Below are 22,807 nucleotides of genomic sequence, written 5' to 3'. Positions count from 1 at the left end.
TGGAGCTTCCCGCTCCCCAGGTTGCCTAAAGCCTTTTGAAAGCGCTTTCAAAAATTCCTACTCCCCGCTCTACCTCCTTCCAAAAACTAGTCCACGGGGTGCACCCAGCGCACCCCAGAAGAGCGCAACAAAGCGGTGGATTCGCGCACCACCAGGCGGGCCGCGAGGGGCTTGGGGGTATAGTCGTGCCCCTCGAGCAGCGCCAGAACCAGCCGGGCCGCCTCCCAACCCATCTCCAGGCCCGGCTGGCGCACCGTGGTCAGGGGTGGGGTGAAGTAGCTGGAGCTGGGCAGGTCGTCAAAGCCCACCAAAGAAACATCGTGGGGCACCCGGATGCCCCGGCGGTACAGGGCCACGTTGGCCCCGTAGGCCATCTGGTCGTTGGCGGCGAAGATGGCGGTGAACAAGGCCCCTCGAGCCAAAAGGGCCTCCACCGCCAAAAGACCGGAGGGCTCGAGGTAGTCCCCCTCCACCACCAAGGCGGGATCAAAGGGAAGGCCTGCCCCTTCCAGCGCCTTTCGGTAGCCGCGCAGGCGCTCAATAGCGTCGGGGTGAGACTGAGGCCCTGCGATGTGGGCAATCCGCCGGTGCCCCAGCTCAATCAGGTGCCGGGTGCCCTCGTAGGCCCCCTGGGCGTTGTCAATGCCCAAGCAGCGCAGCCCCGGGATGCTCCGCCCCACCACCACCACGGGCATGCTCTGGGCCAGCTCTAAAAGCCTCTCCTGCGGCACGCTGCCGTCCATGACGATGAGGCCGTCCACCTGCCGGCCCACCAATACCTTCAAGGCGGCCTCCTCCTGGTCGGCCCGCCAGTGCCCGCTGGCAAAGATGGGGTGGTAGGAGGTGCCCTCCAGGGCCTGCTCCACTCCTTTGAGCATCTCGCCGTAGTAAGGGCTGCTGATCTCCTGGGTGACCACCCCAATGGTGAGGGAGCGCCCCTGGGCCAGCCCCTTGGCCATCAGGTTAGGCCGATAGCCCAGCCGTTCTATAGCCCTGAGCACGGCCTCGCGCTTGCGGGCGTCCACCCGGGCGGTGCCGTTAATCACGCGGGAGACGGTGCTGGGCGAAACCCCCGCCTCACGGGCCACATCGCTCAGGGTCACATTCTCGCGCAACCGAACCTCCAGGCCTGCTTGGGCTTCTAGGAAGAGTAAAGCAGATTTTGAAAGCGCTGTCAAGAACCCCCTACCCAACCTTTGGGTAAGATGTTCGGGTGCGCGTAGGCGTTCTGCAAAGCTGGCTGGGAAATCGCTACCTCCCCTTTTGGGAGGCCTACTTGCGGGCCCTAGAGGTTGAGGTGGTCCGCGCCCAGGGCCTAGAAGGAGAGCTTTCCCTGCCCCTGCCCATCCGGCGGGTGGTGCTGGAGGCGCTCGAGCTGAAGGGACAAGGGGTAGACTACCTGCTGCTTCCCGATGCGCAGCTTGGCGTAGAGGCCAAGAGGGGCAGCCCCTCTTTGTGGATGGTGGATTTAGAGGCCGCCCTGGCCCAGTTCGTGCCGGGCCTACCCCCGGCCCTGGAGGTACCCGCCGAGCTTTCGCCTGATCTGGCTGGCCTGGCGGCCCAGGTGGGCCAGACCCTGAGCAAAAACCCCATGCTGGCCCGGCGGGCCCTGGAGCGCACCAAACGCCTGCTGGAAGCCTCCCACAAGCCCCCCCTGCTCTCCGGGGAGGGGGTAGGGCTGGTCGCCCAGCCGATGCTCCTGCAGGGGGAGTGGCTCGAGGGGCTGCATGCAGCCCTGGCCCAGAAGGGCCTACGCCTGATTTTGGCCGACAAATCCCCGGCTGAGCTAAGGCAGGAAGGGGCCCATCTGGAGCTGGGTCTGGAGCTACCCACCGACCTAGAAGCCGCTGGAATGCACCGCTACCTCTCCCGGCTGGGGCGGGTGCGGGCCCTGCTCTACATCCACGACCCCGAGTACCTGCCCCTGCCCACCCCGCTGCGCAAGCTGCTGCGGCGCCACCCTCCCCTCAAACCCTGGCGGATGGTGGGGCTCGAGGACGACTGGGGCAGCGTGGCCGCCGGCCTCATTCCGGATTAAGGAAAAGCTCACGCTCGGCCGGCGGCGGAGGGGATAGAGTGGTGCGGATGCAGGCAGGTTTTGAATTGCCGATTCATAGAACTGACCGGTCAGTTTTCGCTCCCCTGCGGGCCCTCATGCCCTACCTGCGCCGCTATGGCCCCCAGTACCTGTGGGGCATGCTGGCCGGCATCGCCGCCGTGGGGACCTCGGCGCTCTCCCCCTATTTCCTGCGCCACGCCGTAGACGCCATCCGGGCGGGGGAGGCCTACCTTCCCTGGGCCGGGGCCATCCTGGGGGCCGCCTTGGTCTCCGCCCTCTTCGGCTGGGCCAACCGGCAGCTCCTGGTGGTGGCCAGCCGCCACATTGAGCACGACCTGCGCATGGACCTGTTCCGCAAAGCCCTCTCCCTGGATGCCTACTTTTACGGCCGAAACCGCATCGGCGACCTGATGAACAAGTTCACCACCGACCTGGGCGCGGTGCGGGAGATGCTGGGGGCGGGCATCAACATGGGCAGCCGCCTCCTGATGTTCTTGGTCTTTTCCATCGCCTCCATGTACCTGGTCAACGTAACCCTGGCCCTGCTGCTCTCGCTGGTCTTCCCCCTGATCTTCGCGGTTATGTACCACGTACTCCGCCTCATTGACCACCGCTACCGGGAAAGCCAGGAGTCGTTTGACCGAATTTCCACCAAGGCCCAGGAGAACTTCTCCGGAATCCGGGTGGTAAAGGGCTTTGCCCTGGAAGAGCGCGAGCTGGCCCAATTCCAGGCCCTCAACAAGGACTACATCGCCAAGAGCCTGGCCTTGGCTCGGGTAGAAGGACCGGTGCGGGCCCTAATGGGGCTTCTGATGGGCTTCGCGTTCCTTATTGTCCTTTGGGTAGGCGGAGGAATGGTAATCCGGGAGGAGATGACGGTGGGCCAGTTCGTGCAGTTCAACGCTTACCTGATGATGATGGGCTGGCCCATCGTGGGCCTGGGCTACACCCTCACCATCTTCCAGCGAGGCTCCACCAGCTACCGGCGGCTGGAGGAGTTTTGGCTCGAGCCAGCCCGCATCACCGACCCCAAGCCCAACCGGGAGGAAACCCCAGCCCTCTCAGGAGAGGTCCGGTTTGAGAACGTGAGCCTCGAGCTGGGCGGGCGCAAGGTGCTGGACGGCATCACCCTGACCATCCCCGAGGGCACCACCCTGGGCATCACCGGGCGCACCGGGAGCGGAAAAAGCCTTCTAGTGAGCCTAATCCCGCGCCTACTGGACCCCACCGAGGGGCGGGTCTGGGTAGGAGGGCACGACGTCCGCACCCTGCCCCTGCGCACCCTACGTTCGGCCATCGGAATGGTTCCACAAGAACCCTTTCTCTTCTCCGATACCCTTTTGGAGAACATATGCTTTGGCCTTCCCCACCCCGACCCCGCCCAGGCCGAATGGGCAGCCCGGCTGGCCGGGGTGCACGAGGACATCCAGGGGTTTCCCAAGGGCTACCAGACCTCCTTGGGGGAGCGGGGGGTAACCCTCTCGGGGGGCCAGCGGCAACGGGTGGCCCTGGCCCGGGCCCTGGCCCGCAGGCCCAAGATTCTCATCCTGGACGACGCCATGAGCGCCGTGGACACCGAGACCGAGTCGCGCATCCTCCAAGGGCTCAGAAGTGTGCTGGGCCAGCAGACCACCCTGCTCATCGGCCACCGCACCTCAACCCTGCAGCACGCCGACTGGATCGTGGTGCTGGAGCACGGGCGCATCGTGGAGGAGGGCACCCATGAGATGCTCCTCGCCCAAGGAGGGCTGTACGCCGAGCTAGACCGCATCCAGCGCCTGCAAGCCGAGGTAGAAGAGTAACCTATGCACGAAGAGGAAGCCTTTAAGAAGAGCTTTGATGCCCGGCTGGCCCGCCGCATTCTGCGGTACGTGCGCCCCTACTGGAAACAGGTGGGGCTGGCCCTTTTGGCCTTGGTGGTAAGCACCCTCACCGCGGCCTCTACACCCCTTTTCCTCAAGTACGCTATTGACCACGCCATCGTGCCTAAAGAAGTGCTGCCCCTGGCAGAGCGCTACGAGGTGCTGCTCCTCCTCTCGGCGGTGTTCCTAGCGGTGCGGGTGGTGGACTTCATCGCCAACTACGCCCAGACCTACCTGATCAGCTGGGTGGGCCAGCACATCCTCTACGACCTTCGCTCAGAAATCTTCGCCAAGCTACAAAGGCTGCACCTGGGCTACTTTGACCGCAACCCGGTGGGCCGCCTAATGACCCGGGTTACCTCAGATGTGGACGCCATCAACCAGTTCATCACCGGGGGGCTGGTAGGCCTCATCGCCGACTTCGCGCTGGTGGTAGGGTTGATGGGCTTCATGCTGGCCCTGGACTGGCGGTTGGCGCTGGTGACCTTTACCATCATCCCGGTCTTCATCGGGGTTACCACCTGGATTCGCAACGGCATGCGCGAGGCCTACCGCACCATGCGGCTCCGTCTCTCACGGCTCAACGCCTCCCTGCAGGAGAACCTCGCCGGCGTACAAACCACCCAGCTTTTCAGCCGGGAAGGGAAAAACGAAGCCCAGTTCAACCTCCTCTCCACCGACCTTCGCAAAGCCTGGGTGGAGATCATCAAGTGGTTCGCCCTGTTCTTCCCCCTGGTGGGCCTGATGGGCGAGGCCACGGTGGCCCTGGTGGTGTGGTACGGGGGCGGCCAGGTGGTCCAGCAGGCCATCACCCTGGGGCTTTTAGTGGCCTTCACCGACTACGTCCGCCAGCTCTTCCAACCCCTGCAGGACCTCTCGGACAAGTTCAACATCTTCCAGGCCGCCATGGCCTCCGCGGAGCGCATATTCAGCCTGCTGGACACCGAAGAGGAGGTGCGGGACAAGCCTGGAGCCCTTCCGGTAAAGCGCTTCCGCGGGCAAATTGACTTTGAGGATGTGTGGTTCGCTTACGGCAAGCGGGAGAAAAAAGGGCCTGGCTCGAGCCAAGAGGAGTGGGACTGGGTGTTGCAAGGGGTAAGCTTCCGGGTTCGGCCCGGCGAAAAGGTGGCCCTAGTGGGGGCCACCGGGGCGGGTAAATCAAGCGTGATTAGCCTCATCGCTCGCTTCTACGATGCGCAGAAAGGAGCGGTCAAAATTGACGGGGTAGATGTGCGGGACTACGCCCAGCGCGACCTGCGCCGCGCCATCGGCATGGTGCAGCAAGACCCCTTCCTCTTCAGCGGAACCATAGAGTCCAACCTGCGGCTAGGGGACGAGCGCATCAGCATGGAGCGCATCCGGGAGGTCTGCGCCTTTGTGGGGGCCGACGAGTTCATTGCCCGGCTGCCCCGGGGCTACCAAACCTTGCTGCACGAGCGGGGCGGGGGGTTGTCCACCGGGCAGAAGCAGCTTTTAGCGCTGGCCCGGGCCCTTTTGCACAACCCGGACATCCTGCTCATCCTAGACGAGGCCACCGCCAACGTGGACGCCGAAACCGAGCAAAAAATTCAGGCCGCTCTAGAGCGGGTGATGCAGGGACGCACCTCCATCATAATCGCCCACCGCCTCTCCACCATCCGGCATGTGGACCGCATCCTGGTCTTCCGCAAGGGGCGGCTGGTGGAAGAGGGCAGCCACGAGGAGCTGGTGCGCAAAGAGGGGTACTACGCCAAGCTCTACGAGCTTCAGTACGCCCACGGGAGCGGAGACTAGAAGGCCGCTCTCTTTACCTTCTAGGGCAAAACCGCTAGCCTTTCCCTGTGCAGCGAATTTTTTGGCTGGCCTGGCGGGATTTGACCCTCGAGCTGCGCGGCCGCACCGGTCTGCTTTCGGCGGTGTTCTTCCTGGCGGTGATGCTCCTCATCCTGGCCATGGCCTTTGGCCCAGCCCCCCAAGACCTACGCAAAGCGGCCCCGGGCGCCTTCTGGGTGGCCCTGGCCTTCGCCGGAAGCCTCCTGGCCGGCCGGGCCTTCGGTCTGGAGGTGGAGGACGGTACCCTAGACGACCTGCTGCTCACTCCGGGGGGCCGGGAGTGGATTTACTTTGGCAAGCTCCTCTTCCAGCTCGCCTTGCTGGTGCTGGTGGGTCTGGCCCTGTTGGGGCTCACAGCCGGGCTCTTTTACCTCCCGCTCCAGCAGGCCGGCTGGCTTTTGGCGGCTCTGCTGCTGGGGGCCTTGGGCTATGCGGCCATCTCCACCTTCTATGCCGGTATGCTGGCCCGGCTGCGCGGCCGGGAGGTGCTTTTGCCGCTGCTTTTGTTCCCCCTGGTCGTCCCAGTGGTGCTGGCCGCGGTACGCTTCACCCAAGGCTTGGCCGAGGGCCTTCCGGTAGCCGAACTCCTAGACTGGCTGCGGTTGCTTTTGGTCTTTGACGCCATCTACGTGACGGTCTGCGCGATGCTTTTCCCCCTCATTCTAGAGGGTTAGAACCCAAAGCTATACCTGCCATAACCCAAGGCATACCAGGCCCAGCGCTGCGGCTACCCCAAGGGGGTAAGCTGGTAGGGGGATGGCCTGCGGGGCCCTTGGTTGTAATCTGATTTACGGCGCCTCAGCCCCGTGGGGCCAAAATCAAAAAGAGGACTTATGCAGCTCACGCGTTCCAACCCTAAAGGCCGCCTGGACAGCCTAACCTGGGCCATCCTGGGCCTGGGGGTTCTAGGTGCGGTGGTGGGGTTTTTTATGGCCATGTCCTCCCCGCCGGACCAGAACCAAGGCTTCGTGGCCCGCATCTTCCACATGCACGTGCCCACCGCCTGGATGGCCTACATGGCCAGCTTTGGGGCCCTCTTCTACTCCGTAGCCTACCTGGTCCGCCGCCAGGCCCACTTTGACCGAGTAGCGGCAGCCGCGGTGGAGGTGGGCCTCATCTTCATGGCCCTGGCCCTGCTTACCGGCATGCTCTGGGCCAGGCCCACCTGGGGGGTGTACTGGGACTGGGAGCCCCGGCTCACCACCACCGCCATCCTCTTCGCCATCTACGTGGGCTACATGGTGGTTCGTGGGGCGATTGAAGACCCCGAGCTAAGGGCCAAGGCGGCCGCAGGGGTGGCCATCTTAGGGGCCATAAACGTACCCATCAGCTACATGTCGGTCAAATGGTGGCGCAGCCTACACCAGACCCAGTCCATAGACCTCACCACCGGGAAAATCATGGTGGACTCGGCCATCCTGATACCCATGCTGGTTAACCTGGCCGCCTTTACCCTGCTTTACATCGGAATGGTGCGGCTCAGGGGCATCATCGCGGCCCGCGAGGCGGCCCAGGAGGAAGCCTAGAATGGACAACCCCTTGTGGAACCCGGCCAACCCCTTTGTGGTCTGGACCTACGCCGCGGTGTATATAGCGGTGTTTGGCTATCTGGGCTACCTCTTGTGGCGCTACCAGAGAAAGCGAGGACAAGGATGAAGCCCAAACACATCCTCGGCCTTTTGGTGGTGGCGGCGGCCTTAGCCTACCTAATCTTCGGCGGCCTGGGGCAGAACCTGGTCTACTTCATCACCCCAAGCGAGTACTTCCAACAAGCCGAGCGCTACCAAAACCGCCCAGTGCGGCTTGGGGGGCTGGTCAAGGCCGGTTCCCTCTACTACAACCCTCAGACCCTCGAGCTGCGCTTTGTGGTCACCGACGGGGTCAAGGAGATTCCGGTCCGCTCCAGTGGGGCCACCCCACCCGCTCTTTTCGGCGAGAACCGGGGGGTGGTGGTGGAAGGGCGCTTCCAGGATGGAACCTTCGTCAGCCAAAACCTCTTGGTCAAGCACTCCGAGAGCTACCAAGCGCCCAAGGAAGGCTGGACACCCGAGCAGGTGCGCAAACTGATTGAGGAGACCCAATGACCCCGGGGCTTTTAGGCGGCATCGCGCTGGTGGGGGCCCTTGTCTTCTCCCTTTTGGGCCTGGCCCTGGCCGTTCTGGCCCACGCCTTGCGGGATGGGCGCTACCTCGAGGCCGCCCGCCGCACCACCTTGCTGAGCCTGCTGGCCGCGGCCACCAGCTTTGGGGCTTTGGAGTGGGCCATTCTAACCGACGACTTCAGCGTTTCCTATGTGGCCAACCACAGCGCCTCGGTAAACCCCCTTTGGGTCAAGCTGGTCACCCCCTGGGCAGCCCTCGAGGGCTCCATCCTGCTTTGGGCCCTGCTGCAGACCCTCTACACCTGGCTGGTGGGCCTGCGGGTCGGGCGTAGCCTTGATTTCTGGCGGGCCCCCAGCGCCTTGGGCACCCTCTTCTTGGTCCAGGTTTTCTTCTTTGCGGTGATGGTCTTCGTGGCCCATCCCTTTGACAAGGTACCCAACCCCCCCGCCGAGGGGCTAGGGACCAACCCCCTGCTGCAAAACCATTGGATGATGGCCGTCCACCCGGTCCTGATGTACCTAGGCTTCGTGGGGCTTTCGGTGCCCTTCGCCTACGCAGTGGCGGCCATGCTGGCCCGGCGCTACCAGAGCTGGATCTTTGAGACCCGCTGGTGGACCCTGGTGGCCTGGGGCTTCCTCACCGCGGCCATCTTCACCGGGAAGTGGTGGAGCTACGAGATCCTGGGCTGGGGGGGTTACTGGGCCTGGGACCCGGTGGAGAACGCCTCCCTCATCCCCTGGCTTCTGGCCACAGCCTTTCTCCATACCGCGCAAGTGCAGGAGCGCAAAGGCCTCTTCAAGGGCTGGAACTTCGCCTTTATCACCCTGGCCTTCGCAGCCACCGTCTTCGGCACCTTCCTAACCCGCTCCGGGGTCATTCAGTCGGTGCACGCCTTTGCCAGCGGGCCGGTAGGGGTTTGGTTCCTGGCCTTCCTCCTGGGGGTGCTGGCGCTGGGGCTGGGGCTTTTGGCCCGGGTGTCCGGGGAGATCCGCGAAGCCGGCGAGGTGCGCTGGAAAAGCCGGGAGGGGGCTTTGCTGGCCGGGGCGCTCTTCTTCGGCACCTTCGCCTTTGTGGTGGTGGTGGGCACCTTGTGGCCCTTGGCGGTGGAGCTCCTGAGCGGGGCCAAGGTCTCGGTGGGGGCCCCCTTCTTCAACCAGGTCTCCGCTCCGCTGGGCGTCTTTATGCTCCTCCTGATGGGCATCGGGCCGGTGCTGCCCTGGCGGCAGGCTCGAGGAGAGGCACTTAAGAACCTAACCGCCATGCTCATCGCCCTGGGGGTGGGCATGCTCATCGGCCTGGGGCTGGGGCTGAGCCTGGGCGTTTCCCTGGCCATTGGGCTTTTCGCCTACAACCTCACCGCCATCGTGCTGATGGTGGCCCAGGGGGTGAAGGAGCGCAGCCGGGCTTTGGGCCTTTCCCCTGCCCAGGCCCTGTTGGAGCTCGTGGCCCGCCACCGCCGACGCTTTGGCTCCCACATCGTGCACTTTGGGGTGGCCCTGGCCGCGCTCAGCATCGCCTTCAGCCAGACCTACCGCTACACCGAGCAAAAGACCCTGCAGGTGGGCGAGGTCTGGCAGACCCGGGGTCTGGAGGTTCGCCTGCTCGGCCTTACCGCGCGCGAGGAGGCCAACCGCTTCGCCGCGCTGGCCCCCATCCAGGTGCGGGCCACCTCCCGGGACGGCTGGGGGAGCGATGGCCGCTACGAGACCCGGCTCAACTTCTACCCCCAGATGAGCTCTCCCTTGGCCACCCCGGTGGTCCGCTACACCCTCTACAACGACTACTACTTCGTGCTGATGCAGTTTGACCAGGAAAAGGGACAGTGGGCCACCCTCAAAATCATCATCACCCCTATGGTCTTCTGGCTCTGGGTGGCCGGGGGCCTCATCGTGTTGGGCACGGCGTACATCCTCTGGCCCAGCGGGGCTCGGCTGCCCAGCCGCCAAGCGGTGCCTTCTGCAAGCGACTAGGTATGCTCAGGTTCTGGCCGATATGGGTTTTGTTGCTGGGAGGGCTCTTCCTTTGGGGCCTGCAGCGGCCCAGCCCCGAGGCCTTAGGGTCGGTCCGGGTGGGCAAGCCCGCCCCTACCTTTAGCCTGCCGGTGCTGGCGCCCTACCGGGAGCGCTTCGGACCGGAGCTGGGGGTGGGAGAAACCCTGGAGAAGCCCGTCTTCCTCAACATATGGGCAAGCTGGTGCATTCCCTGCCGGACCGAAGCACCCCTTCTAGAGAGCTTCTACCAGCGATACCAGGACCGGGTGCTGGTCCTGGGGGTGAACGTGCAAGACCAGGAGGAGGCGGCGCTGAGGTTTATCGCGCAGTACGGCCTCACCTTTCCCAGCGTTTACGACGCTCGGGGCCGCATCGGCATTGAGTACGGCTACACCGGGGTTCCCGAGACCTTCATCATCTCAAAGGAGCGGAAGGTGCTGGCCCGGCACATCGGGGAGCTCAGCGAAAGCAAGCTCCAGGAATACCTGCGGCAGGTGTGGCCATGAGAGGCGTGCGCGGATGGTTTTTGGCGCTGGCGCTGCCCCTTTCCTTCGGGGCTTTAGCCCAGCCCGTCCCCAACACCCCACCCCCCGACTTCCCACCCCAGGTCTTTGAGATTGCCCGCGAGCTGCGTTGCCCGGTCTGCCAAGGGGAGTCGGCGGCCGAGTCCAACGCCGGCATCGCCCTGGAGATGCGACGCATCATCGCTGAGCAGCTCGAGCAAGGCAAGAGCCCGGCCGAGATCAAGCAGTTTTTCGTGGAGCGCTACGGGGACTGGATTCTCTTTGAGCCGCCGGCCCGCGGCCTTACGCTTTGGGTCTGGCTCTCGCCCCTTTTGGGGTTGCTGCTCCTGGGTTACGGCCTTTGGCGGCACCAGGCCCGGGCAAAGAGCCTAGCCCAAGCCCAGGCCGCAGGGGTTTCCGAGGAAGAAATCGCCCGCCTCGAGGCCGAACTGGACCGACGATGACCCTCGCTTACCTAATCCTAGCCCTTCTTTTGCTTCTGGCCTTGGCCTACGCCCTGCTGCCCTTCCGAGGCCAGCCCCTCCCCTTCCCCGCCAGCCCACGGCCCGAGGAGCTCAAGGCCGAGTTAGAGGTGCTGCGGGAGCAGGCCAAAGAGGCCCAGGGCGAGGAACGAAAGCGGCTTCTGGCCCAGATGGTGCGGCTCGAGCGGCAGCTCGCCGAGCTGGGCCAGGAAAACCCCGCCCCCCGCCGGCCCAACCCTCTGGCCTTGGGAGGAGCCCTCGTGGGGCTCGTTTTGCTCGGGGTGGGCCTGTGGGCCTACACCGTACCCAGGCTGCCCGGGGAGACCTTGGTCACCAGCCGCAGCGAGGCCCAGGCCCTAGGGCGGCTAGAGCGCCAGGCTGAGGCCAGCGGCCAGGCCGCCGACTGGCTGGCCTTCGCTAACAAGGCCTATGAGCTGCAGGACTTTGAGCGGGCTTTGCGGGGCTATCTGCGGGTCATAGAGAAAGAACCTCGCAACCCGGTGGCGGTGCGCCGCTTGGGAATCCTCCTCTTCATGAGCGGCCGGCCCGCCGAGGGGGCCCAGGCCCTGCAGCTCGCGGTTCAGGCCGAGCCCCACGAGCCCGAAGGCTGGCTTTTCCTGGGCAACGCCTACTTCCAGATGGGCCGCTACGCCGAGGCCATCTCGGCCTGGGAGGGCTACCTAAGGGCCGGAGGAGAAGCCAGGGAGCGGGTGCAAAACCTCATTGAAACCGCTAAAGGCCAGCTTGGCGCCAGCTCCACAGGCCAACAGGTCTACCTGAGCCGCTGCGCGGCCTGCCACGGGGCTGAGGCCCAAGGAGGCCCGGGCCCGCGCCTGAAGGGCAACCCCATCCTGCGGGTGCCCGAGGCGGTGCGGGAGGTGGTGCAGAAGGGCCGGGGCCAGATGCCCGCCATCCCCCTCAGCGAGGCGGAGATGGCGGCGCTTTTGCAGTATCTCTCCGGGTTATGAGTCCGCCAAACCCCAAAAAGCCCCACTTGGACCGCCGCGACCTGCTGTGGATTCTTCCCAGCCTAGTCACGGGGGGGTTTTTCGGCTGGCTGGCCTGGCGCACTTATGTAATCCACTTCACCAAAGCAAAGGTTCGCGAACCCCTCTGGCGCGCGGGGCCCCGGCTTCGCGCCGCCGCCCTGGACGAGCTGCCCTCGGTCTGGCGGTTCAGGTATTTTGAGTACCGCTATGCGGATAGCCCCCTTAGGGCCGTGGTCATCCGGCTGCCCCAGCCGGTCTCAGGCGGTCTGAGCGTGGGCGAAGCCCATTTTCTAGCCCTTTCCCGTATCTGCACCCACCAGGGCTGCACGGTCAACTTCGTGGACAACCCCGAGCTGGGCGCCATCGCCTACAACTACCGCACCGACCACCCCTTCCTGGGATGCCCCTGCCACTTTGGGGCCTACGAACCCCTCCAGGCCGGCAAGGCGGTCTACGGCCCACCCCAGTTCCCACTGCCCCGGCTGCGGCTGGAGGAGGAAGGAGGGGTGCTCTACGCCACCGGGCTCGAGGTGCCCTTCCGGCCCCTCGAGCGCTAGATCGCCCACAGGTGGCGTTGCCTGTTCTGCCGGACCCCACACCCCGGCCGCACACCCGATGTTTAGCGCAGCCGCCGGTCAAGCCGCACCAGCCAAAGCCGGGAAGGGCCTTCCTTTCCAGTGATGGCGAAGTCGTTGTCGTCTACCAGGGCCAGGGTCTGCCCGTCCTCCAGGAGAGCGATCCCCTCCAGCTTGTCCGTGTCAAACTCCTCTAGACGCCAGGTTTCCAGGAGGAGCCGCCGCTCGGGGAGCTTTATGCCCAAGGCGGCGTAGTCCATCCCTGCTTTGTCCAGCTCCGGGCTTTCCCCGTTGGGGTGTTCTAGGAGGTTGGTGGACTGGGCAAAGTTCACCAAGTAAACCCTGGCTCCCCCCTCGGCGCGCTCCAGGAGGAGGATGGTCTGGTCCTTGACAAAAGCGGCGGCGCTGTACTTCATGTCCCGGGGGCGGTTGGGTTTGGGGTACTCCTTGGGGTCAGAGAAGGGTACCAGGTAGAGGCCGGTGACCTTGGCCCGCAGGGGGTCGCTCACGTCCAGCCGCACCGCCCGGGCCACCAGGCTCCGGTCAAAGGCGGGCTCCGAGGTGGGGCCGATGGGGCTCTGCAGAACTACCCAGGCGGTCTTGCCGTCCTGGGAGAGGGCTAGGTTTTCCAGGCCGCGGTTGGCCCGGCGCTGGCGAAGAATGGCAGGCAGCCCGTCCCGCACGGGGTAACTGGCCGCGGGCCGAACCCCCTCGGGGGTGTAGCGGACCACCACCCGGCCTGAAGAGGTGGCATAAAGAAGGGAAGGAGAGTTCTCCTCCACCATCCAAAAGCCGCCCGAGGGCGTCGCCACCACGTCCTCCACGTCCACCCCATCGGGGTCTAGGGATAAGCGGGTTTTGCACTCCTTGTCAGTAAAGGGAACCTCCTCTCCAGGAAGGTTGGGCAGGCCGCTTATGAGCTTACCCCCCAGGTTGCGCAGGGGCAGACTTCGCTCCAACCGAATTTCCCGGCCCTCCAAGCGGAAGAAGACCAGACTCGGAGCAAAGCGGGGAAGGGGGAAGAACTTGCCCCCGGGGCAGTCCCCGTTGGGCCCCCGGTCGGTGCTGCCCAAAAAGCGCCCGTCCCCCAGGTAGTAGAGGCTAGAGCCTATCGCCGGGCGGTCGGTTGCCGGCCAGCCCGCCCTTTGGCTCTCCGCTACCTCTTCTTGGCTCAGATGGGGATTGAGAACGCGGATGGGGGTCGGGGGAAGGGTGTAAACCCCCACCACCTGGGCCCCTTGGCCCAAGGCCAGGCCGGCCGAGAGAAGGGTAAGAAGAAGGAAGGGATTTCTCATACCTGAGGGGGAGCCTAGCCCAGCCCTGTCAGAAATCGGTCAGAGGGCCGGTAGTGTTCCGGCCAACGTTTGGTCAGCCTGGTGGAAAATAAACTCGGGGGTATGAGGGAGCGCATGTACCCCCTGACCACCCCTGAGGAAGCCGACGCCTTCATTGACGGCCACCCCATCGCGGCCGTTTTCAAAGCTGGAACCTGCCACAAGACCATGCAGGGCTGGGGCCATGTGGAAAGGGTGCTGCGCGAGCGGCCCTCCATTCCGGTAGGAATCATCCGGGTGGTGGAGCACCGCCCGGCCTCCAACCGGGTGGCCGAACGGAGCGGCATTGTGCACCACTCGCCGCAGATTATCCTCTTCCGCAACGGGCAAGCCCTCTTTGAGCTCAACAACTGGGAGATCACCCTAGAGAACCTGGAAGCCCTCTTCGCCGAACACCTGGCCAACGTGCCCAAAGTGCCTCCCCAGGAGGCCCAAAGGAGCAACCTCGAGCCCTACAAGCGCCTCCTGGATGCCTACTTGGCGGGGGCCATCGGCGAACCGCAGTTCGCCTGGAGTTACCTCAACATGTTCCGCGAGGACGCCTCGCTGCGCTCCCAGGAGGAGTTTGAGCTCTTGAATTCGCTCTTCGGCAACCCCGACGAACACCACATCCACCCCATGGCCATCCTTCAGCACGAGCAGCAAAACCCCCAGGCCACCCCCCTGTACGAGCGGGCCCGGGCCCTCAGGGAAAAGCTGGAAGCCATGTAAAACCCCGCCCTCGGCTATGCGGCCCGCCTACACCACGGCCCACTGCGAGCTCGAGCTGCCCGAGTACCACCCCTTCCCCAAATACAAATACCATGGCGTGGCCGAGGCGTTGAGGGACGTCCTGGAGGTGCGGCCCGCCCCCCCTATCCCCTGGGACACCCTGGCCCTGGCCCACGAGGCCGCTTACCTGCAAAAACTCCGCCGGGAAGGGCTATGCCGGGCTGAGGCCCACAAGGTGGGGCTGCCCTGGAGCCAGAGCCTGCTGGCTCGAGCCCTCCACGCCGCAGGGGGCACCCTGGCCGCGGCCCTTGACGCGATGGAGGGCGGCCTGGGCCTGAACCTGGCTGGGGGAACCCACCACGCTTTCCCTGACCACGCCGAAGGCTACAGCCTGTTCAACGATGTGGCGGTGGCGGTGGCCTACCTACGGGCCCAGGGCTTCAGGGGCCGGGTACTGGTGGTAGACCTGGACGCCCACCAAGGGAACGGCACGGCGGCCTTTTTCCGGGACGACCCCAGCGTTTTCACCCTCTCGGTGCACGCCGAGCGCAACTACCCCCTGAAAAAGGAACCCGGCGATCTGGATGTGGGCTTGGCCGACGCCATTGGCGACGTGGACTACCTCGCAGCCCTGGCCCCCGCGCTGGAAATGGCCTTTGCCTGGCGGCCCGAGCTGGTGTTCTACAACGCTGGAGTAGACGTGCTCGCTGGCGATCGCTTTGGCCGCCTGCGGCTCAGCCTAGAGGGGCTCGCGGCCCGCGACCGGGAGGTCTTCTCCTGGGTGAGGAAGGCCCAGGCCCCGCTGGTGGTGGTGATGGGGGGCGGCTACAACCGCGACCGCCACCTGACCGTGGCGGCCCACGCCCAGACCTACCGGCTGGCCCTGGAAGCACTGGGCCGCCGGTAAAGGGCCACCGCTCACCCGACCCCCTGACCCCCCGGCCCTAAGCGCACCAAGAGCAGCGGCACCGGGGCGTGGTGGGCTACCCCCTCGGCCACGCTGCCCAAAAGCAGCCGCTCCAAGCCGCTGCGCCCATGGGTACCCATCACGATTAGGCCAGCCCGCTCCTCCCGGGCGACCTCCACAATCACCTCTGCCTCCCGTCGGCCCCGGGCCTTGCGCAAAAGGGTCTGCACCTGGGGAACCTGGGTCTGCCCCTTAGCAGCCTCCAGGATGGCCTGTCCCTCAACCTCCAGGGCCTTCCGGACTTCCTCCCAGCTAAACACCGGGATACCCCCAGTGGCCCAAGCCTCCCCCACCGGGGTGGGCAGGGGGGGCACCACGTGCAAAACCAGCAGCTCAGCCCCCAGAACTCGTGCAAGCCCATCGGCCAGCTCAAAGGCCCGACGCCCCGCCTGGCTGCCGTCCACCGGGGCCAGGATGCGCTGCGGGAGGCCTACCTCTTCACCGTTCCGCACCAGCAAGACCGGCACTTGGGCCAGCCGGCTTACCCGTTCAGCCACGCTTCCAAGGAGCAGCCTCTGCAGCCCTTCCCGGCCATGGGTGCCCATGGCAATCAGGTCACACCCCTTGCTCTGAGCCGTATGGACGATGCCCTCGGCCACGTCTTCGGCCCTGACGGGCTCGGTGCTATACCGAAGCCCCACCCTTTGGCCCAAATCCGCCCAAGGCGCCAAAAGCCCACGGGCCGCGGCCAAGGACTCCTCAGCGCGGTACACGTGGGTAAAGAGCACCTCGGCCCCAAGGGCCTGGGCCAGGGCCAGGGCGAACCTTCCGGCCCGCTCGCTGCACGAAGAGCCATCCACCGCAACCAAGACCTTGCTGAACATCACACCCCCTCACCAACGAAGCAGACCGGCCAGCCCCCCCAGCCCCTCAAGCCGCTCCTCAGCCGGGCCCCGCACAAACTCCAAGCGGGTTCCGTAGGCCGCGGCCAGCTCGGGGAGAACCCGCCTGAGCGCCACCTCCTGAACGGGCTCCCCATGGGCTCGAGCCGCCTCCAGGCTGCTGGAAACCCAGCCGTCCGCGGCCTGGTAGGCAGAGCCCCCCAGCCTCCAAGGAAGCACCAGAAGGTGGAGCCGGCCCTGCTGGAGGAGCTCTAGGGTCTGCTCGAGCCCCGCCACCCCTCGCTCGGCCACCTCGTCCAGCAAGCGAACCTCCTGCTCCCGTTCAATCCGCTCCAGCGCCTCTTCCACCAGCTTCAACACCTCGCTGGCCTGGGCCTGGGCGTTGGGGAGCGAAGGCAGGATCGCCACCACCCGCTCGCGCAACCGCCGGGGCAGCATCTCCTTGAAAACCGAAGCCTCCGCCTTCTGGCCTATCAAGACGAGCCGCTGTAGGTTCCGCTCTAGGCTAAGCTGCTCGAGCTGCTCGGCAACCGCTTTGTAAAACCGGTGCGTCCAGGCCTCCATACGGCGGGCAAAATGGTCGGCATCGGCGGCAGCCCGGTGGGCTCCCCCCGGGCCGTAGCGCCGTCCCGGGCTATCCTGGGTAAGCCGCCTCCAGGCCTGGGGGTCTACCGCCCGAAAAGCCCCGCTGATCTCCTCAATCTCGCCCAGGTAGACCTCAAACACCCGCAGCTTCTCGCTGTCCAAAAACACCACCCCTACCCGCTCGTGCTCATCAAGCAGGTAGAGGAGCGGGGTCAGGTAAGGCTCCCCCCAGTAGGCCTCCACCCCCTCAAAAAGCGGCAGTTCCACCTGCAGATCGTAGACCTCCAGCTCCTCAGGGGTGGAAAAAACCACCCGGCTTCTGGCCTGGGGGATGTCCTGCAGGGCCTCCAGCACCCTATGCGCAACCTCCGGAGGCGCACCGACCGTTTCCATGGCCTCGCGGGCCCGCAAAAGGTAAGCCCGGTTGCGGTTGTCCGGGTGGGCGGGGTTGACGTCTAGGTACAAGGAGAGCACCGGGGCGGCCTTGGGAAGCAGGTGCTCGCGAATGCGGCGGATGTGCGCTTGGGTAAGCATACGAAACCTCCTGTTGTTCACAAACACAACGCTGCTTACATTATGAAGCTTGGCAATGCGTCCAATTGTCCCCCGAGCGCAACCCCCAGTTTGGGTAGACTTGGGGCATGCGGCGCGACGAGTTGGTTCGCTGGCTGGACGATTACCTGCGAATTTCCGCCTTCAAAGACCCCTCGCAGAACGGCCTACAGGTGGAGGGCGATGCCGAGGTGCGAAGGGTAGGGGTGGCGGTGGACAGCGCCCTAACGGTCTTTGAGAAGGCCCGGGCGGAGGGAGTAAACTTCCTGATCGTTCACCATGGCCTATTCTGGGGCCAGCCCCTGGCGGTCGTAGGTCCGCACAAGAGGCGTCTGCAGGCGCTGTTCGCCGGGGGCATCAGCCTCTACGCGGCCCACCTGCCCCTGGACGCCCACCCCGAGGTGGGCAACAACGCGGTCATCGCGCAGCGGCTGGGGCTCCTTGAGCCCCAGCCGCTCCCCCACCCCAAGTACGGCGACATCGGCGTCGTGGGTCGGCTGCCGGAGGCCAGAAGCCTCTCCGAGATGGAGGAGGCCTTGGGCGAGCTGACCGGAATGCAGCCCCTGGTGCACGGCGGAGGGGGCCCGCAGGTGGAGCGGGTGGGCATCGTCTCAGGTGGGGGCGCCGGCGACGTGGCCCTAGCGAAGGCCTTGGGCTGCGACCTCTACATCACCGGGGAGCCTTCCCACGCCCATTACCACGAGCCTTTTGAGCTGGGCATCAATGTCATCTACATCGGCCACTACGAGAGCGAGACCTTTGGGGTGAAAGCCCTAGCGGAGCGGCTCGAGGCCGAGTTCGGCCTGCCCTGGGTCTTCCTGGACCACCCGACGGGGCTCTGATGGAGGGCCTCTTTATCACCTTTGAGGGCCCCGAGGGGGCCGGGAAGTCCACCCAGGCCCGGCTGCTGGCCGAGTGGTACCAGGCCAAAGGCCGCGAGGTGGTGCTGACCCGGGAGCCTGGGGGCACCGAGCTGGGCCTGGCCCTGCGCCGAATCGTCCTGAGCCGCCCCATGCGCCCCGAGACCGAGTTTCTGCTCTACAGCGCAGACCGGGCCGAACACGCCGCCACGGTTATCCGGCCCGCCCTACAGCGAGGGGCGGTGGTGCTGTGCGACCGCTGGATGGACTCCTCCTTGGCCTACCAGGGCTACGGCCGGGGGCTTTCGCTGGAGTGGATGCAGGCGGTCTCCCAAGGGTTTCTAGGCGGCCTCAGACCCCATCTGACCTTCCTGCTTACCCTGCCGCCCAGGCTCGGCCTGTGGCGAGCCCGGCAGCGGCGAGGGCAGGAGCCCGACCGCTTTGAGGAGGAGGAGCTGGCCTTTCACGAGCGGGTCTTAGAGGGCTTTCACAAGCTGGCCGAGGCCGAGCCACAGCGGTTCGTAGTGGTGGACGTCCAGCACCCCCCGGCCGAGGCAGTGCAGCAGCGGCTCCGGGAGGCCCTCAGGGAGAGGGGTTGGGCCTGAAGGGTGCCCTCTTCTTCGTGCGGTAAGGTATTGGGGTGGCAAGGGCCTTTTTCGCGCTGCTGTTTTTAGGTCTGGGGCTGGCCCAGACAACCCCTGTGTGGGGTTTCCGGGTGGTGAACACCTACCCCCACGACCCTGCGGCCTTCACCCAGGGCCTGGTCTACCACCAAGGGGTTTTGTATGAGGGCACCGGCTTGTACGGCCAGTCCAGCCTGCGGAAGGTGGAGCTCAAAACCGGCCGCGTGCTGCAAAGCCACCGGCTGAACGCCGCGTACTTTGGCGAGGGCATTACCCTGTTCCAAAACCGACTCTACCAGCTCACCTGGCGCAACCAGGTGGGCTTTATCTACGACCTGAGTCTAAGGCCCATCGGGCGCTTCAGCTACGAGACCGAGGGCTGGGGCCTGACCCATGACGGACGCTCCCTCATCCTATCCGACGGCTCGGCCCGGCTCTACTTCCTAAACCCCCGCACCCTGCGCCCCGAGCGCACCCTCACCGTGCGGGCGGATGGGGCCCCGGTGGAACGGCTCAACGAGCTAGAGTATATTCAGGGCCGCATCTGGGCCAACATCTGGATGACCACTCGCATCGCCATCATCCACCCCCAAAGCGGGGCGGTGGAGGCCTGGCTCGAGCTGGGTCCCTTGGCCCTGCTGGCCCAGGCCCGCAACCCAAACCCCGACGCCGTTCTGAACGGCATCGCCTACGACGACCAAAACCGCCGCATCTATGTGACCGGAAAGCTGTGGCCCTACCTCTTTGAGATTGAGCCCATCCGAAGATGAAGACCCCCGGGCAGCTTCGCGGCTACAGCGCCCTGCTGGTGGCCTTGGCGGTCTGCCTGGCGACCACCGGGTACTTCCTGGCCGGCCGCCTGGCCCCACCCCGGCCTACCCCATCCTCTATCCCCGAACGGGTGGCCCTCCTAGAAACCCCCCAAGGCCCCCTGGAGCTTCCGGTCTACGCCCCCCTCAACACCGCCCAAGGCCTCCTGGCGCGAGGTCGCCTAGCCGAAGGAAGGGGCATCTGGTACAGCTTTCCCGAACCCCGCGACGATGGCTGGAGCAACCTGGGGCTGAAGAGAGCCGCCTCTGTAGCCTTTCTGGACGCCCAAGGACAGGTCCTCACCATCCTGGACCTGCCGGCCTGCAGCCAGAACTGCCGCAGCTACTACCCCAGCCGGGTCTACCGGCAGGTGCTGGAGGTGCCCCAGGGCTGGTTCACCCGCCACGGGGTGAGGCCGGGCCAGACCGTGCGCACCAAACCCATAGCCCCCTAGCCCCTAAGGGGGCAGGGCAGCCTAGCGGCCCGGCTGGGCCTGGACAGGCTGAAGCCCCCTTAGGTCTAAGAGGAAGTTGCCCTCGCTGGGGATCATGATGGTCTGGATGTTGGGGGCCAGCTTCTCGGCTACCGTAAGCTGGACCACCTGCGGGCTTTGCCGCAAGGCTTCACCCCTGAGGCGGATGGCCTGGGCTTCCCCTTCCGCGCGCAGAATGGCCGCGTCGCGCTCGCCCTTGGCCTGCACCACCAAGCGCTGGGCGGCAATTTCGGCCTGCTGGCGGCGGTTAATCTCCACCTGCACTTGCTGCTCGGCGGTCTGTTTCTCCTCAATGACCTTGGCCACCGAGGGAGGAATGTCTATCCGACGCAACAGCACCGAGACCAGCTCAATGTGCTGGCTGCCCAAGTCCTCGCGCAGCTCCTTGGTCACCGCAGCCTCGAGCTGGGTCCTTTGCGTGCTGATTAGCTCAGCCGCGTTGAAAAGCCCCACCGCGTCCCGCACCTTGCTGCGAATCTGAGGAACGATCAGGGTCTCCAGATAGGCCGGGCCCAGGTTGCGGTGGAGCTGGGGGGCCTCATCCCGCTTGATGCGGTACTGGACGGTGATGTCCACGCCTATCTCCAACCCCTCCTTGCTGCGGGCGGTAATGGCGTCCTCCCCCGGCGTGCTGGTGCCGGAAGGGGCGGGGCCTTTGGCCAGGGTTACCTCCTTGAGCCTCGCGTCGTAAAGAACCACGCTTTGGATGCCCGGGAGCACCACACGGATGCCCTCGCCCAACGGAACCGGCTGCACCCCTCCGAAGATGTTGAAGACCACCCCCACATGCCCCGCCGGCACCACCACAAAGCTCTGCGAGAGAACCGCCAAGCCCAGCCCTACCAGCAGGAGCGGCGCCCCCAAAGCCCTTCTAGACCCTGGCTGGGAAAGCAAAAATATCCCCAAAACCGCCAGCACCATGCCCAAAAGCAAAATCATGGCTTTACCCCTTTCCGGCTGCGCTCGCAGCTCTATCCCAAGGTACAAAAAAGCGCCCTCGCCGGTGGAGGGGCAAAGACCGCGGGCCTGCCGCTAATCGGCGGCAGCAGCCTCGCTTTTGGATTCCTTCTTGCCGTTTTTGTTCTCGGCCTTGGAGTCCTTGATGTACCAGCCCGAACCCTTGAAGACCACCGCCGGGGCAAAGATCACCCGCTTGATGGGCGCCCCGGTCTCGGGATGATGGGTGTAGGCCGGCTCGTGAAAGCTCTGCTCAAACTCGTAGCGTTCACCGGTCTCGAGGTTCTCGTAAACGTAGATGGGCATGGCTGACTCCTCTAGGCAAACTCGGGGTCAACCCCCTTCAAGGGGCATTTTGACAGAAAACCGCCCCGACTGTCAATCAGGCCCATGTGGGATACTAGGCCCATGACCAAGTCCGAGCTGCGCCGCTGGGCCAAACGGGTGCGGAACGGACTGCCCATCCCAGAACTCTCCCAGCAGGCGGCCGAGCACCTGGCCGGTTTCCTGGAGAAGCAAGGGGCGCGGCACGTCCTGCTCTACAGCGCCTTTGGCTCCGAGCTGGACCCCGCGCCCTTGCAGGCCCTCTATCCGGCCCGGTACTACCTGCCTCGAGTGCAGGCCCACAGCCTGGTGGTACACCCCTTGCCCTGTCCCCTGGTGCGCCACCCCTACGGCTTCCTGGAACCCGCCCCAGAGGCCCCCAGGGCAGCGCCGGAGGGCCTCGAGGCGGTGCTGGTACCCGGGCTGGCCTTTGACCCCTGGGGCAGGCGGCTGGGGTACGGCCAGGGCTTTTACGACCGCTTTCTGGCCCGGCTCCCCGCCCATGTCCTGACCGTGGGCCTGGTCCCCGAGGCTCTCCTGGTCCCCGCCTTGCCCCACGATTCCTGGGACATTCCGGTGGGGTTTCTGGCCACCGAGGCAGGGGTGCGCCCCGCCCTTAGGGAACGCTGAGGAACCAGGGCGCTGGGTCGGTAGGTATTCCCCGCACGCGAAGCTCAAAGTGAAGGTGGGGCCCGTTGGAGAGCCCGGTGTTCCCCGAGTAGCCCAGCAGCTCGCCTGTCCCGACCCGCTGTCCAGGCCTCACCACCACCCGCGATAGGTGCCAAAAACCGCTGCACACCCCCAGGCCATGGTCCAGCACCACGGCCCCACCCCGGACAAAAAGCCGCTCCGCCAAACCCACCACGCCGGGGGCCGGGGCGTAGACCGGGGTGCCTTCAGGTACCCCATAGTCAAGGCCCTCGTGGTAGGTGAAGGTGCGGCCTTGGTCGTAGCTGCGGCGGGTCCCAAAGGGGTCGGTGATGCGCTCGGAAGAGACCGGCTTGCGAAAAGGGCCCTGCCACATCTGGGGCCGACCCACGTCGCAAGCGGCAACCACCCGCTCCCGTTCGGCCCTAAGGCGCTCCGGCACCAGCAAGGCCTGCCGCTCGGGGGGCAGCCGGAGCACAAACCGGCCGAACCTCCCCGCCACCACCCGAACCTCCAGCCTAAGCCGCACCCCTTCTATCTCCAGCTCAGCCGGGTAAACCCCAGGGGGCTGCATCGCCGGAATGGGCAGCAGAACCCGGTTGTGCTGAACAGGGTAGCGCCCTCCCAGAAACCGAACCCACCCAGAAAGCTCCACCAGGGACTCCAAGCGCACCACCGCTAAGCGGCCCTGGGGGGTTTCGCGGGGCCAGGTAAGGGCCTGAAGGG

At 65.5% G+C, this 22,807-nt stretch carries 26 protein-coding genes; 19 read left to right on the top strand and 7 right to left on the bottom strand.

What is annotated here, in order from left to right:
* Positions 1-86: 86 nt before the first annotated feature.
* Positions 87-1,115: a LacI family DNA-binding transcriptional regulator gene (locus Mlute_RS06045; RefSeq protein ID WP_119359844.1), complete on the bottom strand. Its 1,029-nt coding sequence runs from the start codon at positions 1,113-1,115 to the stop codon at positions 87-89.
* Positions 1,116-1,213: 98 nt separating this feature from the next.
* On the opposite strand from Mlute_RS06045, the gene Mlute_RS06040 reads away from it, so the two are divergent.
* The 12 genes from Mlute_RS06040 (at position 1,214) to Mlute_RS05990 (ending at position 12,357) form a co-directional block, all read left to right on the top strand.
* Complete coding sequence (locus tag Mlute_RS06040) at positions 1,214-2,038, top strand: hypothetical protein (protein WP_119359843.1); 825 nt, start codon at positions 1,214-1,216, stop codon at positions 2,036-2,038.
* 116 nt (positions 2,039-2,154) lie between these two features.
* The gene (locus Mlute_RS06035) at positions 2,155-3,861 is read left to right on the top strand and encodes an ABC transporter ATP-binding protein (protein WP_119359842.1); all 1,707 of its coding nucleotides are present in this window, start codon (positions 2,155-2,157) and stop codon (positions 3,859-3,861) included.
* A 3-nt stretch (positions 3,862-3,864) separates the two neighbouring features.
* Positions 3,865-5,694, top strand: a complete 1,830-nt coding sequence (locus Mlute_RS06030) for an ABC transporter ATP-binding protein (RefSeq protein WP_119359841.1) — start codon at positions 3,865-3,867, stop codon at positions 5,692-5,694.
* A 47-nt stretch (positions 5,695-5,741) separates the two neighbouring features.
* Complete coding sequence (locus tag Mlute_RS06025; RefSeq protein ID WP_119359840.1) at positions 5,742-6,407, top strand: heme exporter protein CcmB; 666 nt, start codon at positions 5,742-5,744, stop codon at positions 6,405-6,407.
* A gap of 159 nt (positions 6,408-6,566) precedes the next feature.
* Positions 6,567-7,259 carry a cytochrome c biogenesis protein CcsA gene (gene ccsA, locus Mlute_RS06020; protein ID WP_119359839.1) on the top strand — a complete coding sequence of 231 codons (693 nt, stop codon included), beginning with the start codon at positions 6,567-6,569 and terminating at the stop codon, positions 7,257-7,259.
* Position 7,260: 1 nt separating this feature from the next.
* Positions 7,261-7,389, top strand: coding sequence for a hypothetical protein (locus Mlute_RS16440; protein WP_281270845.1), 129 nt, complete (start codon positions 7,261-7,263; stop codon positions 7,387-7,389).
* Positions 7,386-7,817, top strand: coding sequence for a cytochrome c maturation protein CcmE (gene ccmE / locus Mlute_RS06015; protein WP_119359838.1), 432 nt, complete (start codon positions 7,386-7,388; stop codon positions 7,815-7,817). Before Mlute_RS16440 ends, ccmE begins: the two co-directional genes overlap by 4 nt.
* Positions 7,814-9,805: a heme lyase CcmF/NrfE family subunit gene (locus tag Mlute_RS06010; protein ID WP_119359837.1), complete on the top strand. Its 1,992-nt coding sequence runs from the start codon at positions 7,814-7,816 to the stop codon at positions 9,803-9,805. Before ccmE ends, Mlute_RS06010 begins: the two co-directional genes overlap by 4 nt.
* A gap of 2 nt (positions 9,806-9,807) precedes the next feature.
* Complete coding sequence (locus Mlute_RS06005; RefSeq protein WP_119359836.1) at positions 9,808-10,332, top strand: TlpA family protein disulfide reductase; 525 nt, start codon at positions 9,808-9,810, stop codon at positions 10,330-10,332.
* Positions 10,329-10,793, top strand: a complete 465-nt coding sequence (locus Mlute_RS06000; protein ID WP_119359835.1) for a cytochrome c-type biogenesis protein — start codon at positions 10,329-10,331, stop codon at positions 10,791-10,793. The genes Mlute_RS06005 and Mlute_RS06000 overlap by 4 nt, the downstream gene beginning before the upstream one ends.
* Positions 10,790-11,779, top strand: coding sequence for a c-type cytochrome (locus Mlute_RS05995; RefSeq protein ID WP_119359834.1), 990 nt, complete (start codon positions 10,790-10,792; stop codon positions 11,777-11,779). Before Mlute_RS06000 ends, Mlute_RS05995 begins: the two co-directional genes overlap by 4 nt.
* Complete coding sequence (locus Mlute_RS05990) at positions 11,776-12,357, top strand: QcrA and Rieske domain-containing protein (protein WP_119359833.1); 582 nt, start codon at positions 11,776-11,778, stop codon at positions 12,355-12,357. Before Mlute_RS05995 ends, Mlute_RS05990 begins: the two co-directional genes overlap by 4 nt.
* 62 nt (positions 12,358-12,419) lie before the next feature.
* Here the strand turns inward: Mlute_RS05990 and Mlute_RS05985 are convergent, their stop codons facing one another.
* Positions 12,420-13,670 (bottom strand): esterase-like activity of phytase family protein, encoded by a 1,251-nt coding sequence (locus Mlute_RS05985; RefSeq protein ID WP_119359832.1) that lies wholly within the window; start codon positions 13,668-13,670, stop codon positions 12,420-12,422.
* Positions 13,671-13,772: 102 nt separating this feature from the next.
* Between Mlute_RS05985 and Mlute_RS05980 the strand changes: the two genes are divergently transcribed.
* Together Mlute_RS05980 and Mlute_RS05975 are read left to right on the top strand one after the other, a co-directional pair.
* Positions 13,773-14,420, top strand: a complete 648-nt coding sequence (locus Mlute_RS05980) for a monothiol bacilliredoxin BrxC family protein (protein ID WP_245958865.1) — start codon at positions 13,773-13,775, stop codon at positions 14,418-14,420.
* Between the two features lie 16 nt (positions 14,421-14,436).
* Positions 14,437-15,327 (top strand): histone deacetylase family protein, encoded by an 891-nt coding sequence (locus Mlute_RS05975; protein ID WP_119359831.1) that lies wholly within the window; start codon positions 14,437-14,439, stop codon positions 15,325-15,327.
* 11 nt (positions 15,328-15,338) lie between these two features.
* Here Mlute_RS05975 and Mlute_RS05970 read toward each other — a convergent pair whose 3' ends face one another.
* Together Mlute_RS05970 and Mlute_RS05965 are read right to left on the bottom strand one after the other, a co-directional pair.
* On the bottom strand, positions 15,339-16,211 hold the full coding sequence (locus Mlute_RS05970) for a universal stress protein (RefSeq protein WP_119359830.1): 873 nt from the start codon (positions 16,209-16,211) through the stop codon (positions 15,339-15,341).
* A 9-nt stretch (positions 16,212-16,220) separates the two neighbouring features.
* Complete coding sequence (locus tag Mlute_RS05965; RefSeq protein ID WP_119359829.1) at positions 16,221-17,348, bottom strand: VLRF1 family aeRF1-type release factor; 1,128 nt, start codon at positions 17,346-17,348, stop codon at positions 16,221-16,223.
* A 107-nt stretch (positions 17,349-17,455) separates the two neighbouring features.
* On the opposite strand from Mlute_RS05965, the gene Mlute_RS05960 reads away from it, so the two are divergent.
* The 4 genes from Mlute_RS05960 to Mlute_RS05945 are packed head-to-tail and all read left to right on the top strand — an operon-like array spanning position 17,456 to position 20,113.
* Positions 17,456-18,208 carry a Nif3-like dinuclear metal center hexameric protein gene (locus Mlute_RS05960; RefSeq protein ID WP_119359828.1) on the top strand — a complete coding sequence of 251 codons (753 nt, stop codon included), beginning with the start codon at positions 17,456-17,458 and terminating at the stop codon, positions 18,206-18,208.
* Positions 18,208-18,831 (top strand): dTMP kinase, encoded by a 624-nt coding sequence (tmk, locus tag Mlute_RS05955; RefSeq protein ID WP_119359827.1) that lies wholly within the window; start codon positions 18,208-18,210, stop codon positions 18,829-18,831. Before Mlute_RS05960 ends, tmk begins: the two co-directional genes overlap by 1 nt.
* Positions 18,832-18,866: 35 nt before the next feature.
* Complete coding sequence (locus tag Mlute_RS05950) at positions 18,867-19,619, top strand: glutaminyl-peptide cyclotransferase (protein ID WP_119359826.1); 753 nt, start codon at positions 18,867-18,869, stop codon at positions 19,617-19,619.
* The gene (locus tag Mlute_RS05945) at positions 19,616-20,113 is read left to right on the top strand and encodes a DUF192 domain-containing protein (RefSeq protein WP_119359825.1); all 498 of its coding nucleotides are present in this window, start codon (positions 19,616-19,618) and stop codon (positions 20,111-20,113) included. The genes Mlute_RS05950 and Mlute_RS05945 overlap by 4 nt, the downstream gene beginning before the upstream one ends.
* A 21-nt stretch (positions 20,114-20,134) precedes the next feature.
* Here Mlute_RS05945 and Mlute_RS05940 read toward each other — a convergent pair whose 3' ends face one another.
* The gene (locus tag Mlute_RS05940; RefSeq protein WP_119359824.1) at positions 20,135-21,091 is read right to left on the bottom strand and encodes an SPFH domain-containing protein; all 957 of its coding nucleotides are present in this window, start codon (positions 21,089-21,091) and stop codon (positions 20,135-20,137) included.
* A 93-nt stretch (positions 21,092-21,184) separates the two neighbouring features.
* On the bottom strand, positions 21,185-21,415 hold the full coding sequence (locus tag Mlute_RS05935) for an FmdB family zinc ribbon protein (protein WP_119359823.1): 231 nt from the start codon (positions 21,413-21,415) through the stop codon (positions 21,185-21,187).
* Between the two features lie 102 nt (positions 21,416-21,517).
* On the opposite strand from Mlute_RS05935, the gene Mlute_RS05930 reads away from it, so the two are divergent.
* Positions 21,518-22,063, top strand: coding sequence for a 5-formyltetrahydrofolate cyclo-ligase (locus Mlute_RS05930; protein WP_119359822.1), 546 nt, complete (start codon positions 21,518-21,520; stop codon positions 22,061-22,063).
* On the opposite strand, the gene Mlute_RS05925 is transcribed toward Mlute_RS05930, so the two are convergent.
* Positions 22,050-22,807, bottom strand: a 758-nt coding sequence (locus Mlute_RS05925; RefSeq protein ID WP_147371037.1) for a M23 family metallopeptidase, incomplete at its 5' end; no start/stop codon positions are given. The genes Mlute_RS05930 and Mlute_RS05925 overlap by 14 nt on opposite strands.

It is taken from the genome of Meiothermus luteus, assembly GCF_003574085.1.
GTDB classification, from domain to species: Bacteria; Deinococcota; Deinococci; order Deinococcales; family Thermaceae; genus Meiothermus; species Meiothermus luteus.
The sequence above is the reverse complement of the archived record's forward strand: the minus strand, read 5'-3'. Positions and strand labels throughout refer to the sequence as shown.

Coding starts and splice junctions, on each gene's coding strand:
- Mlute_RS06035 (WP_119359842.1), top strand. CDS start 2,155: ATGCCCTACCTGCGCCGCTATGGCCCCCAGTACCTGTGGGGCATGCTG.
- Mlute_RS16440 (WP_281270845.1), top strand. CDS start 7,261: ATGGACAACCCCTTGTGGAACCCGGCCAACCCCTTTGTGGTCTGGACC.
- Mlute_RS05935 (WP_119359823.1), bottom strand. CDS start 21,415: ATGCCCATCTACGTTTACGAGAACCTCGAGACCGGTGAACGCTACGAG.
- tmk (WP_119359827.1), top strand. CDS start 18,208: ATGGAGGGCCTCTTTATCACCTTTGAGGGCCCCGAGGGGGCCGGGAAG.
- Mlute_RS05930 (WP_119359822.1), top strand. CDS start 21,518: ATGACCAAGTCCGAGCTGCGCCGCTGGGCCAAACGGGTGCGGAACGGA.
- ccsA (WP_119359839.1), top strand. CDS start 6,567: ATGCAGCTCACGCGTTCCAACCCTAAAGGCCGCCTGGACAGCCTAACC.
- Mlute_RS05980 (WP_245958865.1), top strand. CDS start 13,773: ATGAGGGAGCGCATGTACCCCCTGACCACCCCTGAGGAAGCCGACGCC.
- Mlute_RS05995 (WP_119359834.1), top strand. CDS start 10,790: ATGACCCTCGCTTACCTAATCCTAGCCCTTCTTTTGCTTCTGGCCTTG.
- Mlute_RS05940 (WP_119359824.1), bottom strand. CDS start 21,091: ATGATTTTGCTTTTGGGCATGGTGCTGGCGGTTTTGGGGATATTTTTG.
- Mlute_RS05970 (WP_119359830.1), bottom strand. CDS start 16,211: ATGTTCAGCAAGGTCTTGGTTGCGGTGGATGGCTCTTCGTGCAGCGAG.
- Mlute_RS06005 (WP_119359836.1), top strand. CDS start 9,808: ATGCTCAGGTTCTGGCCGATATGGGTTTTGTTGCTGGGAGGGCTCTTC.
- Mlute_RS05985 (WP_119359832.1), bottom strand. CDS start 13,670: ATGAGAAATCCCTTCCTTCTTCTTACCCTTCTCTCGGCCGGCCTGGCC.
- Mlute_RS05975 (WP_119359831.1), top strand. CDS start 14,437: ATGCGGCCCGCCTACACCACGGCCCACTGCGAGCTCGAGCTGCCCGAG.
- Mlute_RS05965 (WP_119359829.1), bottom strand. CDS start 17,348: ATGCTTACCCAAGCGCACATCCGCCGCATTCGCGAGCACCTGCTTCCC.
- Mlute_RS05945 (WP_119359825.1), top strand. CDS start 19,616: ATGAAGACCCCCGGGCAGCTTCGCGGCTACAGCGCCCTGCTGGTGGCC.
- Mlute_RS06030 (WP_119359841.1), top strand. CDS start 3,865: ATGCACGAAGAGGAAGCCTTTAAGAAGAGCTTTGATGCCCGGCTGGCC.
- Mlute_RS06010 (WP_119359837.1), top strand. CDS start 7,814: ATGACCCCGGGGCTTTTAGGCGGCATCGCGCTGGTGGGGGCCCTTGTC.
- Mlute_RS05990 (WP_119359833.1), top strand. CDS start 11,776: ATGAGTCCGCCAAACCCCAAAAAGCCCCACTTGGACCGCCGCGACCTG.
- Mlute_RS06000 (WP_119359835.1), top strand. CDS start 10,329: ATGAGAGGCGTGCGCGGATGGTTTTTGGCGCTGGCGCTGCCCCTTTCC.
- Mlute_RS05960 (WP_119359828.1), top strand. CDS start 17,456: ATGCGGCGCGACGAGTTGGTTCGCTGGCTGGACGATTACCTGCGAATT.
- ccmE (WP_119359838.1), top strand. CDS start 7,386: ATGAAGCCCAAACACATCCTCGGCCTTTTGGTGGTGGCGGCGGCCTTA.